Below are 12,073 nucleotides of genomic sequence, written 5' to 3'. Positions count from 1 at the left end.
AAAACCAAAGGGATTCCAAGTGCAATGGGTTCGATTGGGTTTTGTCCGCCCCGGTTGGGTGTCAGAGTTTTTCCTCCAAAGGCAAGGTCTGCACATTCGATGAGTTTACTAAGTTCGCCGGTAGTATCTGCTAAGTATACTAAAGTGCCGGTAGGGGCTTGTTTTTTTTGCGTACGTTGGTGGTAAGGGAGGCTCTTTTGTTGGAGCATCGATGTGATCTGCCTTCTTCTTTCCGCATGCCTGGGTACTAAGAGGAGTCGAGCATCAAACTTTAGATCCCTTAATTCCAAGAGGGTATCAACGAGCATTTCTTCCTCTCCCTGCCAGGTAGATATACCAGTAAGTACAAAGGAATCTTCACTGAATCCAAATTCAGTTTTTAATTTTACTGAGTCAGACTGGTCAAGTTGGGGCGAGGTAACGGCGTCCACCTTGAGGTTTCCAACAACTTCAACACGGTCGTGCGGAATGCCAATCTCTATCCATCTTGAACGCTGTCTTTCTGAGGTGGTAAGGATTTCAAGTCCTTTGGGTAAGAGCAAGCTTCGGGCTATCGGGGATGATTGCAGCCGGTTAAATGTACGATCGGAAAGTCGGGCGTTAATGACCAGGGCAGGTATGCCTCGAAGACTAGCCTGATGAAAGTGTTCAGGCCACAATTCGCTGTCTACAGTAAGAATTAAGTCGGGTTTGATTTTCGCCCAGGCCAATCGGCTAACTGGCCACCAATCGAGAGGGAAGGGCCCTTGGGCAAGTAGCGAGTTTTTATAGCGTTGGGAAGCCATAAGTAAACCGGTACTGGTTGTCCCCGTGAGTACAATTTCGATGCTTGTGTTCTTTTGGAGTTGGTCAATTATTTTAGAAAGCGAGGAGAGTTCGCCAACGCTGACCGCTTGTATCCAGATGCGCTTACAGTCTGCTTTTTTGGGGGGAAGTGTAGGAAATAGGCCAAGGCGATAGGAGATTTTGTAGCTGTATCCACCTCGCCTGAGCATTCGGTATATAAAGTAAGGCGACACAAGGAGAGCCAGAAAAGGAAAGGCGAGACGGTAGAAAAATATCATGGGCAATACTGTCCTGTTTACCGTTGCCAGTTCGGGTTGGATGAGGAATGATTCAAGGCTATTTCTTATATGATGAATTCTGACCGAATCGCGAAACTTTTTTCTGATTGCAAGGCCGAAGGTCGTTCGGCCTTTGTGGCATATGTCTGCGCTTGTGATCCTGACTTTGATCGTTCTTTGGAGGTCTGCAGGTCTTTGATTAAGGAGGGCGTGGACATTTTGGAACTTGGTGTTCCTTTTTCCGATCCGCTTGCGGATGGCTTGACCAATCAATTGGCCGCTCAACGGGCTTTGGAGGCTGGGTGTACTCAGGAAGATGTTTTTCGTTTGGTTCGTGAAATTAGGACCTTCTCCGAGATACCCATTGTTTTTTACACTTATTATAATTTGATTTTTTCTCAGGGAATTGAAAATTATGCTCGAAAATCAAAAGAAGCAGGAGTGGATGGTCTGCTAACTCTAGACTTGCCACCTGAAGAGGCAGATGAATTGCTCGATGCATGCAAAGAAAGTGAGTTGGCCAATATTTTCATCATTGCCCCGACTACCCCCAAAGAGCGTATTGTTAAAATTGCTAAACGAGCTTCTGGGTTTTTATACTATGTCTCCCGGGAGGGGGTGACCGGAGAGCGAGATGATTTAGCCGGTGATTTAGACGAGCGGGTCGCAGCCATTCGCAAGCACACTGATCTTCCTTTGGTTGTGGGTTTTGGAATTTCTTCGGCTCAGCAAGTTTTTGAGGTTGCCAAGGTTGCTGATGGAGTCGTTGTGGGTAGTGCATTGGTAAATTGCATTCCCCAAAACTTGGAGAGTACTCCTAAGATGCTTGCTGCAATTGAACAAAAGACTCGGGCTTTGGTGGGCGGTCTAACCGCTGCATAAAGGCTGCTTTGTAAACTTGAGTTCCATGGGTGCTACAGTCCGGGAACTTTGGTTACTAGGAGGAGTAACTGCGGCAGGTAAGACCGGTTTGTCAATCGAATGGGCAGAAAAAAATGGTGCAGAAATTATTTCCTGCGACTCTGTATCTTTCTATCGCGGCCTTAATCTCGGTTCGGCCAAGCCATCTATAGAAGAGCAAAAACAGATCGTTCATCATGGGCTTGATCTTGCTGACCTTAGCGAAACCTATGATGTCCGCCAATTTCATGCATATGCCAGTAGAAAAGTAGAGGAAATTCTTAACCGTGGAAAAAAAGTTCTTTTAGTGGGAGGAAGTGGATTTTTTCTTGATGGATTTTTGCGTCCGATATCAGACGGTGTTGAAATTGAGCAGCAGGTTAGAAATGAGGCAGAAAAACTTTTTGAAACGGGTGGCCTTTCTAAGATTCTTAAAAAGTTAAATGAGTTAAACCCGGATGGTCTTGCCGGTTTGGATGCGAATAACCCTCTACGGGTATTGCGGGCATTGGAAAGATGTATGCAGACGGGCCTTTCCTTGAATGATTTAAAAGATGAATTCGCCAAGATGCCGCTGCCTTATCAAGCATTTCAAAAAAAACTGGTTTGGATAGACCGTGAGAATGATGACCTCCTTGCACGCATTGAACAGCGGACACAACAAATGCTTCAGGCAGGTATGATTGAAGAGACTGAGCGTGCGATTTTGCAGGGGATTGACAATCATGTCAGTCTTGCTTCCTCGGTAGGGTATAGGGAAGTAATTGAGTTTTTAAAAAATGGTGGTGAGGTTGAAAACTTGTCTAGGTCGATCACTAGGTCTACCCGCCAACTAGTTTCGAAGCAGCGAAAGTGGTTTAGGAAAAGGTTTCCCCAGCAATCTCACTTCATTATAAAACCCAACGATCATATATCGTCTGAAGATTTACCATGGGTGGCGGGCACTTGACCGATTCCATGGATCGACTTAGCTTAAAAGAATAGTTTTTTAAGATGAATCCATTACGCAGCGTTGCCATAGTTTCCAACCTGACCAAGTCTGGCACGGGTGAAGTAGCCCGGATTTTGGCAGAAATTTGCAAGAATCAGGGAGTTGAGGTTCGGCTGACTGAGGAGTTTCCATGTCCGGCTGGATTTCTCAAAGGGATGGATGCCTGTTTTTCAGTTGGGGGAGATGGTACATTGCTAAATATTTTGGAAGAGGCCATTGTCCATGAAGTCCCCGTGGCGGGAGTCGGCTTGGGTAAGCTTGGTTTTTTAGCGACCTTACCCCCTGATGATCTTAAAAAATGTTTACTCCCTTTGCTTCAGGGAGATTTCCATGTGCGCCGAAGGAGTCTGCTGGCTTGTCGTGAAGCCGGAGGGAGCGAGAAGTTGGCCCTAAACGATTTTGTGATCAAAAGTGGTATAGCCGGCCGTCTTGGAAGGTTTTCAGTTTTTTGTGGGAGCGAAAGGGTGGCGGACTATGCATCGGATGGGATCGTTTTTAGTACGCCGACCGGATCGACTGCTTACAACCTCGCTGCGGGTGGACCAATTGCTCATCCGGAGGCAGAGGTCATGCTGATGACCCCGATCTCCGCACATAGCCTGACTAGTCGCCCCCTCGTGTTTCCTTCCGGAATAAACCTCAGGATAGAGGGTGGTGAAAACAACACGCTTCCCCATGTCTCGGCAGATGGTGGTGAGGCTTTTTCTCCATCTCCCTACTTCCCGTTGGAAATCTTTGTTTCTTCAAAGACTTTTCCTTTGATGGAAACGGTTGATCATTCGCATTTCAAGGTCTTGCGAAACAAATTGAAATGGGGATGATTAAACTTCAAGGAATCGGTTAGGATGCTATCTGCAGGCACACGAATTGGTCCGTATAATGTCCAAAAGTGGATTAGGGAAGGATTTTGTGGCCAAAGTTACTCAGGGGAAGCAAGTTCTGGGGAAGAGAAAGGACAGTTAAAGTACCTGAAGTTATTTCATCGCGAACTTTCTGAAAAAGAAGGTTTTACCGACTACTTTTCTCAAGAGTGTCGAGCTATTCAACAGATTGAAGGGCGCGGGGTTTGGCCGATGCTTGCAAGTGGCACTCTCAAGTGGAAGCACTGGATATCCTTTGCTTGGTTTGATGGGAAGATCGTTCAAGTACCCACACCTAGCCAATCCGAAGACAAAGAATTTGAGGAGGTTGCTTTACGGTCCTTGGCAGATTGGCTTGCTCACGATTCTAATCGTATTGGCCCAGAAGAATTAAAGTCGATCATAATTGACATGCATTGCGGGTTAAACCGGGCACACGCATCGGGAGTTATTCATGGTAATTTAAAACCTAGTAATATTTTATTGAAGGAAAAAGAGGACGGGGATTTCGTTGCCTGGATATCTGAATTTGCCCTGGCTAAACTGTGCTGCTTCCAACCGCTTGGGGACGATATTAAAAATGTAACTGCCTTTTCTTCTCAAAGCTTGCAATACCAAGACTCTCTTAATGAAAGCCAGGCTTACCGCCCGCCGGACACCAACCTTTTGGAAATACCGGAAGAGAGTTGGGATCTCGTAGCAATGGGAAGCCTCGCTCAATCGATTATCCAAAAAAGTGAGAAACCCAGCGATGAATGGTTAGCTTGGCAAGTCTGGGCAGGGAAAGCGGTAAATCGCGATTTTTTTACAGTTGCTCAATCGATGGAGGCTATTCCAGGAGTCGAAGATTTGTCGGTTTACGGAATGGTTTCGGAAAAAAAGAATGGTGTGAACAGCCTAACAAACGAGGAGGTTAAAAAGCAGCGGGAATGGGAATGGGAGAGAGAACAAAAGGTGAAGTCGTCCACTTTTCGAAGAAATATGACTGGATTGGCTGGTTCTTTGTGTCTGCTTATTTTTTTATTTTCTAAAATATATTTATATTTAAACCCATCTCCCTGGGTTGAGTATTCAATGGAGGGTGCATCGGACCGGTATCAACTTGGTTTTGGAATATGGTCAGGTAAGGCATGGGGGATTTTGCCCGCCGTTTATGATGATAATGGAGAGGGCGGACAAGATGTCGCGGGAGAATGGGAAAAAGTGGATGGAAACTTTCGCTTGAATTTTCGAAAATTTAAAAAAGTGGACGAGGACGAGTCCGGGAAAAAACTTTGGCAGTACATTGGCAAAGGAGCCACTCGTCCCGATGATTATTATGCTTGGTCTGATCATCTGTTTTTTGATCGAAGTAAGAGGGAATTACTTTTTGTTAAACGAGTGTATGATGAAGATGTATTTCTGCCTGGGCAACGAGGGCAGGAACCTCTCCGGTTGTTCCCAGAGGTGAGGATGCGCCGGAGTGCGGGGGAAATAAAAAAGGCGGAACTAGTCTTTACTCAAACAGACAAAGCAGGGCCGAGTTGGTCACTTTTCCTTGGGGTTGGGTTTTTGTTGGCTTGTTCTATGTATCATCGAATTTTGGTTTCTATACCCAAGGATCCAGCGGGAAAGGATTGAGTTTCCTTAAACCTTTTTTCAAGATTCGATCCTGATGTTTGAATTTAGTATGCGCTGGGTAAAAAACTTCCTCCTGTATGGGGTGTTGTTTTTGCTTTCTTCTTGTCTGCATGAAGACCCCGAGGGTTCCTATGTGGGAGAGGTTAAAGACTGGGTCTATGAAGTTTTTGAGGGGAATTTAATCACCGATGGTAAAGAGTGCCGGGTCGAGCTGCTCTTATCACAATCCCCAAGCAAGTTGTCTGCGGAAATTCGTTTCGCCCATCCGCAAATGAAACCGGTTAGCCGACTAGGCACATGGGAGGTGGGAGATGGTGAAAGAATTATTCGTTTAGATGACGACAAAAAACCAGGAGAATTCTTTTTAATTAAGCGGGGTGTTCGCTATGCCTTTCAGTCCATAAAGGGTTTAAGGAATGACGACGGTTCTTCGCTTCTATTAATGCGAAACTTAGGAAAGTCGCGCAAGGCATCTTTCCCGATTGAGATTACATTTGGTGATAAGGGTGGGGCCAGGGTTGCAGGTGCAGGTCTTCCCCAAATGATGACAGGTGAATGGAGCCGCGTGAGTGACCGGGTTACTGTGACCATCAAGTTACCCAAGATTGTTCTGGAAGAGGAAGAAAATATACCCGAGGAAAGCTACAAGTATTTTTTACGCTGCTCTGAAGAGACTGAAAAAGCTTTGGTTCTAGAAAAGATGGTGGTTATGCGCCCCTTTGTTAAGGAAGATGGATCGAAGAGGCAAAGTTGGATGAGTTCATTAATTTTTTCTGATCGTCCGGTCTTGGTTGCCAAGTAAAATTATTGATCGATCAAATTGCAAAGATTTGACGTTAGGCGTGCTGTCTTCATCATGGATCTTTTAACAATTGGTTTGAATTGACGATCTTATGATTACAGCCCTTCAGCACTTTATTTCCAAAAAAGGTAAATTTGTATTTATACTTCTGCTCTTGTTAGTAGTGGTATCTTTTGTTTTGTACCTGTCCCAAGGATCCTCGGTTTTTGACCTGATGTCTGACGGTGGGCGAGAAAAGAAAGAGTTTTTCGGATATAATTGGAACGATCCGGATCAGAGACGTTTTCTTAGCGTGACCACCCGTGCAGCAGGTGCCATGGGGGTAATGTCCAGCCCTGGGCGCGAAGATATTTCCAAGGCAGGCACTGCTTACATGGAGGGACTGCAGCAACAAATCCAAGCAGCTTTTCGGGCAAATCCTGAGGAGGTTGATCGTGATGCCATGCAAAGGATGTTTGAATATATGCAGGCATGGCCAAATTTTGCTCCCGATTTTCAAGCTCGCGAAATTGCCCGGTCTGGATCTTATGATGGCGATTTTTTGGATGCAGCCATTGAGTCGCGTGTTGCCTTAGGTTTTCAGGCCGATGAGTGGGACTTCTTGTCCCCTCAGGTGAATCATCCTGCAGTTAATGCGGAATTCCTTAACTTTCTCAGCCGATTGGATCCTTCTTTGCAGTCAGAAGCAAACCGGTCCTCAGTTTTTTCGATGGTTGGGTCAAGATTTGGAATGTCTGCAAATGAACTGGAGTCCGTTCTTTATGCCGCTTTTAGAGACAACCAAATTGATCGGATTTACCAAACTCGTGGATTTGCATTGGCGGGCGAAATTAATGCCCTCAGTCACGAAAACGCATTTGCATGGGATGGGGATGTTGCTGTTCTTTCAGCAACCGCTCTGCCACTTAAAAACCTATCTTTGGGGCAAGTGAAACTTTCCAAGCTACCCAGTGCTGGTGATTCCTTATCCGTTTCTTACGGAACGAAAAAGTACAACTTTGTATTCAGTAAATCTGCAGCCGATACTAACGGTTCAACCGTTAAGGTTGTGCTTGGAAAGACTATTAATAAAAGTGCTTTAGCTTTAATTAATGCTCTTAATCAAAAGGACCTGGGGATTCTGGCAGTTGAAAAAAAGGGAAATATGATCTCTTTGGAACTCGAAAATGGTACGCTTGGTAAATCTTCGCCCTTAATTAAGAGCGATGCCAAGTCCATGGAGTTTAGGGAAATACTTTCGGATAAATTGCTAGCCTATTTCGAGGATAATCGGGAGTTGGATGTTTTTGCTGAAGAACCTCGTACCTTTGCCACTGCGATGGTCTTTGAAAATCAAAGCTTTCTAACCCCTCCAACGCCTGCTGATGAAGCAAGGCTTCGTTCCTACTTTGAACGAAATCGTTTGGATTTCCTCTCTGGGGAGGATTCCTCAGTCAAAGGAGATGGTAATAATAGTGTTCCTCAAGATGTTAAATTTGAGGATGTTGCTGAGCAGGTTCGTGAAAAAGTAGCTGCACAAGATACCAATGATGCCAAGAGGGAGGCTAGTCGATTAGCACAGGAGTCAGCTCTTGATTTCCTCGATAACTTAAACACCTTTGCCGACCAAATAAAACGAAAGTTTCCTGACTTCTCCGCTTTGAGAAATTCCGATGAACTTGAGCGATTCTTGAGCTCTAGTGAAGCAAAGCAAAGGAAGGTTTCGTTTTCTGATTCTGAAATGGGAGTTCAGTCCATGGTTCTTGGGTTGGAGAGAAGAGCAAGTGAGCAAAGAACTAATCGAGAACCCTTGGAGGAAGTTTCATCATTAGATGAAGTACGCTTTTTTACCCGTTCTGTACGAAAATCCCGAAACGGGCAGGTTGTTTTTCTTTTGGACAGAAAAACGGATCGTCGTCCTGCTGCGTTCAAGAATTTACCCTTTTCAACTCTCTGCCGGGAATATTTAAGGCACTTGAAAGCTGATGCTTTTGCCAAGAAAATTGAAAGCATCAAAAAGCGTCTAATTGAGTCTGATAAGGCAGATAATAAAGATTTGAAAATTCATCAGTTCAGTAAAAAGAATTCAGGTACCGCTCAGGCATACTTTGATGCAAAGCAGAGAAATTCTCGTTCTAAGGTTCAAAAGCTTGAACAGGATAAAGCAGAATTGAAGGAAGAGGAATCGGCTAAAAAGGCCAGCCTTGATCGTCAAATTAAAAGCCTAAACTCTGGCATCGAAGAATTGAACCAAGAGCGATCAACAGTAATTTCTTTTCTTGAAGGGGCTGGTGCCCTGCCAGTTGATGGTAAGTGGGCTGAGGTTGAAAGGAATGAGAATGAAGTCATCTTTGGCAAGCTTCGTGACATCTATTCGCTAAGAGGGAAGGCTACAGAAGCAGATGAAGCAGTCGCCATGCAAAGGAATTTGGAACTATCTAGAGGTATGCTTTCAAGAGATCAAATTCTCAGGGAGTTGGTATCATCTAGCCTCGAGGAATAAAATTCCCCACTTTTCAATTTCTTAGGTGGGATCTGGTAATCTCTCCCAACCAATAAAAAACTCAGTATTACCATCATTCCCTCTAGGTTCTGAGGTTGTTTCGATGAGTAAATGAGACCCGTTTAAGTTTAGATCGGCAAATTGTTTAATCTCTTCCAGGACTCTGAGGTGTATGTTTTTATCTTTTATAACACCACGTCCTAAATCCGCTTCTTTTTTGTGGCATTCAAACTGAGGCTTTACCAAAGCGGCCATGCGACCGTTGGTTTCAAGAAATTGCCAGGCTTCCCTTAGTACCTTACGAAGCGATATAAAGGACAAGTCCATCACAATTAAAGGATAACATGTGCGGGGTAGGTCGTTTAGTTGTAAGGACCTTAAATTCATTTTTTCGAAGTTGGTAACTCTATTGTCTTTTCTCAATTTGTAATGTAACTGGCCTCGGCCAACATCTACACAGGTTGATGATTTGGCTCCCATCTGTAAAAGACAGTCTGTAAATCCGCCAGTGGAAGCCCCAAGGTCCAAAATGTCTAAGTCACGAACCAACCATTTTGATTCTTTAATAAAATTTTCCATCTTTATTCCACCTCTACCCACATAGGGCATCGGTGTATCAAGTGTGAGTACTTCATTCGATGGCAAAAGTTGACTTGATTTGTGAATTTTTTCGCCTTTATACCGAACCTGGCCTGCCAAAATACAAGCTTGAGCTTTTGTACGACTATCGACCAAGCCGCAAAGGACCAATAATTCATCTGCACGTATTTTTTTGCTCATCTGTTTACAGGGTGCCGATCATGGCAAATCGTTCAATTACCGAATAACTTATTTATAGATTTCCATAGAATTTTGTAAAAAAACTTGACCCAAGTGGGTTAAAGTGGCAAGAAGTGGTGTGGAGTGGTAATTTATGCACGAATAAACAGAGCGAATGGAAAAAGAGACGACAACCTTCTTTGTAGGCGAGTTTACTCATGCTTTGGACAGCAAGGGGAGGGTTACTATTCCGTCAAAGTGGAGGATATCGGGAGACGAGAATACCTACCTGGCACTACCCAATCCCGGAGGTTATATAACTGTTTATCCACCCAAGATGGTAAGTCGGTTGGAGGAAAAAGTGGCAGAGGCAAGCCTCAGCGATGTAAGAGCTCAGGCACTCTTTATGGAATTATTTTCAAAAGCCCATTCATTTGGGTGCGACAAGCAAGGGCGAATCAATCTGAACGACAAGTTGTTGGCTCATGCAGGTATCAAGGGCAAGGCAGTCTTGGTGGGAAACTTCTCCGCTTTTGCTATTTGGTCTGTCGGGCGCTACGAAAAGCGGCCAGCCGAGGACCAGAGAAATATTTTCGATGCGATGAGGGAGTTGGGGTTATGATGCTTGGTAGCAAGTTTTGGACGACTTTTAGGGTGGTCGTCCTAAGAAGGGGATTTGACTCCGGGTGCCACCTCCTCCCTCGCGCTTCTTTTTTAATAAACGTCAATCTCGGGGGGGGTAGAAATGTATTGTGGTGCGGTTGAATTTGTATGTTCTCCAACAGCGGTGAAGCATATTCCCGTTCTGCTAGATGAATGCCTGGCTGCTCTTGAGCCTAGGCACGGTGGGTCGTTTGCTGACTTAACATTTGGTGGGGGAGGGCATTCCCGGGCAATTTTAGAGGCCAGTAGTGAGAATAATCTATTAGCGATGGATTGTGATCCGGATGCTAAGGATCGCTCGGAATCGTTTGTGCTTGAGTTTGATGATCGGTTTAATTTCTGCGATTCTTCATTCCGTGATCTTGATCAGTTTTCTTCGGCTGGTGAATTTGATGGCATTCTCATGGATCTAGGAATTTCATCTTTCCAATTAATGGAACCCCTTAAGGGTTTTTCCTTCAGATTGGATGCCCCGATTGACATGAGGTTAGACCCGAGGGTGGGTCAAAGTGCGGCTGAATTTCTAGAGACTGCCTCCTATGAAAGCCTAGTCAGGGCGGTAAGGGAATACGGGGAAGAGAAAAGGTGGAGGCGAGTAGTAGAAGCGATTATTCAGGCAAGAGGAACAGGCCTTCTGTCACGAACAATGAGTGCTGCTGAATTGGTAAGTAATGCGGTAGGTGGGAGGAATTTTCGACAGCGAATTCACCCAGCAACGAAGACTTTTCAGGGTATTCGGATTGCGATTAATGGCGAACTTGAAGCTTTGGCGGTTACTTTACCAAAAGCATTTAGAGCGTTAAAGGAAGGTGGCGTTCTGGCAGTAATTTCATTCCACTCTTTGGAAGATCGAATTGTTAAAAGATTTATGAGGAAAATGGCTGGTCGCCCAGAATCCAAATATGATGGGAGGGCTCAGCAAGATAGAATTGTTTGCGCAAAACTTAATGGGTCCAAAGCTATTTTCCCTGGTAAGGAAGAGGTCGAAAATAATCCGCGCAGTAGATCTGCGCGGTTGAGGTTTTTAACAAAACTAAAACAACCGGAACTGTAAGACTGATGAATCGGGTGTGGTGGATGTCTATAATACTTGCAGTTTCACTGTTCGGGAGCGGTGCTATCTCCATCGTTTGGTTACGTATGGAGATATCCGCAACCGCAAAAAAATGTGGAAATCTTGAGGATCAACGGGAGATGGTAGCTCGAGAACTTAGGGAACTCAGGGGGAGGAAATCAACAATGTTGAGACCTTCCGTACTTGCACAACTTGTGACGGGGAGATTAACCATCCCATCGGCAAGGAGAACGGTTCATGTCTCCGAACGAGAAATGTATTCCAATGGACAATCAGGTCTCGCAAGAAAAGATGAACTTCCCCAAAGAAAGTTTTCGGTAAGGCGTTAGAATGAAAAACGTCTTTATTTCCCCATATCGATTTTATTTTGTATTTTTGGCGATTCTTTTAACCTTTTGTACTCTTGGGGGAAGGCTTTTGCATCTACAGGTTTGGCAAAGCGACAAGTATACAAACCTCGCTAGCAACGCCCGTAAGAATTTTATTCATGAAGAAGCAAGAAGAGGGGATATCGTCGATCGTAAAGGTAGTCTTCTTGCAACCACACGATCAGTAGTTGTTCTTGGGGTTGATCCACATTCATTTAAAGAAAAGGACAGTAACAAGTTAAAGCAGTTGGCAACTCTGTTGGATCTTGATTCAGAAAAAGTTGAAGAGTCAGTTCGGCGAAAATTCATACACTCCGGAAATGGTGTAACGGCAATGAAACCTATCAGATGGGTGAAATTGAAAGATGAGGTTGATGATTCTACCTACCGTAAAATTCAAAAACTTGAAATAGATGGAGTGTATGGAAATTATAAACACTCAAGATTATATCCAAATCAAAACTTTGCTTCACATGTCCTTGGCTATGT

11 protein-coding genes and 1 pseudogene are annotated in these 12,073 nt (G+C 44.5%); 10 read left to right on the top strand and 2 right to left on the bottom strand.

Annotated elements, in window-relative coordinates:
• A partial coding sequence (locus tag ACKPQ4_RS07320) for a 3-deoxy-D-manno-octulosonic acid transferase (protein ID WP_407680533.1) occupies positions 1-1,064 on the bottom strand: 1,064 nt, incomplete at its 3' end.
• A gap of 69 nt (positions 1,065-1,133) precedes the next feature.
• Here ACKPQ4_RS07320 and trpA point away from each other — a divergent pair.
• The 6 genes from trpA (at position 1,134) to ACKPQ4_RS07290 (ending at position 8,719) form a co-directional block, all read left to right on the top strand.
• The gene (gene trpA / locus ACKPQ4_RS07315) at positions 1,134-1,946 is read left to right on the top strand and encodes a tryptophan synthase subunit alpha (RefSeq protein WP_407680532.1); all 813 of its coding nucleotides are present in this window, start codon (positions 1,134-1,136) and stop codon (positions 1,944-1,946) included.
• Between the two features lie 25 nt (positions 1,947-1,971).
• Positions 1,972-2,913 (top strand): tRNA (adenosine(37)-N6)-dimethylallyltransferase MiaA, encoded by a 942-nt coding sequence (gene miaA / locus ACKPQ4_RS07310; RefSeq protein ID WP_407680531.1) that lies wholly within the window; start codon positions 1,972-1,974, stop codon positions 2,911-2,913.
• Positions 2,914-2,957: 44 nt separating this feature from the next.
• Positions 2,958-3,776 carry an NAD(+)/NADH kinase gene (locus tag ACKPQ4_RS07305; RefSeq protein WP_407680530.1) on the top strand — a complete coding sequence of 273 codons (819 nt, stop codon included), beginning with the start codon at positions 2,958-2,960 and terminating at the stop codon, positions 3,774-3,776.
• A 24-nt stretch (positions 3,777-3,800) separates the two neighbouring features.
• Complete coding sequence (locus ACKPQ4_RS07300; RefSeq protein ID WP_407680529.1) at positions 3,801-5,435, top strand: hypothetical protein; 1,635 nt, start codon at positions 3,801-3,803, stop codon at positions 5,433-5,435.
• 34 nt (positions 5,436-5,469) lie between these two features.
• Positions 5,470-6,237 carry a hypothetical protein gene (locus ACKPQ4_RS07295; protein WP_407680528.1) on the top strand — a complete coding sequence of 256 codons (768 nt, stop codon included), beginning with the start codon at positions 5,470-5,472 and terminating at the stop codon, positions 6,235-6,237.
• Positions 6,238-6,328: 91 nt separating this feature from the next.
• Entirely contained in the window at positions 6,329-8,719 is a 2,391-nt protein-coding gene (locus ACKPQ4_RS07290) for a hypothetical protein (protein ID WP_407680527.1), read from the top strand.
• 21 nt (positions 8,720-8,740) lie between these two features.
• On the opposite strand, the gene ACKPQ4_RS07285 is transcribed toward ACKPQ4_RS07290, so the two are convergent.
• Positions 8,741-9,499, bottom strand: coding sequence for a TlyA family RNA methyltransferase (locus ACKPQ4_RS07285; protein WP_407680526.1), 759 nt, complete (start codon positions 9,497-9,499; stop codon positions 8,741-8,743).
• A gap of 154 nt (positions 9,500-9,653) precedes the next feature.
• Here ACKPQ4_RS07285 and ACKPQ4_RS07280 point away from each other — a divergent pair, with 154 nt between their 5' ends.
• The 4 genes and pseudogenes from ACKPQ4_RS07280 to ACKPQ4_RS07265 all read left to right on the top strand — a co-directional run.
• The gene (locus ACKPQ4_RS07280; RefSeq protein WP_407680525.1) at positions 9,654-10,100 is read left to right on the top strand and encodes a division/cell wall cluster transcriptional repressor MraZ; all 447 of its coding nucleotides are present in this window, start codon (positions 9,654-9,656) and stop codon (positions 10,098-10,100) included.
• Positions 10,101-10,223: 123 nt separating this feature from the next.
• Positions 10,224-11,195, top strand: a complete 972-nt coding sequence (gene rsmH / locus ACKPQ4_RS07275; protein ID WP_407680524.1) for a 16S rRNA (cytosine(1402)-N(4))-methyltransferase RsmH — start codon at positions 10,224-10,226, stop codon at positions 11,193-11,195.
• A gap of 23 nt (positions 11,196-11,218) precedes the next feature.
• Positions 11,219-11,545 (top strand): hypothetical protein, encoded by a 327-nt coding sequence (locus tag ACKPQ4_RS07270; RefSeq protein ID WP_407680523.1) that lies wholly within the window; start codon positions 11,219-11,221, stop codon positions 11,543-11,545.
• Between the two features lies 1 nt (position 11,546).
• Positions 11,547-12,073: pseudogene (locus ACKPQ4_RS07265) on the top strand (peptidoglycan glycosyltransferase); the annotation flags it as partial.

It is taken from the genome of Candidatus Chordibacter forsetii, from assembly GCF_964187505.1.
GTDB lineage: Bacteria > Verrucomicrobiota > Verrucomicrobiia > Opitutales > Seribacteraceae > Chordibacter > Chordibacter forsetii.
Note: the sequence above shows the minus strand (reverse complement) of the source record. Positions and strands in the feature narration are given on the sequence as shown.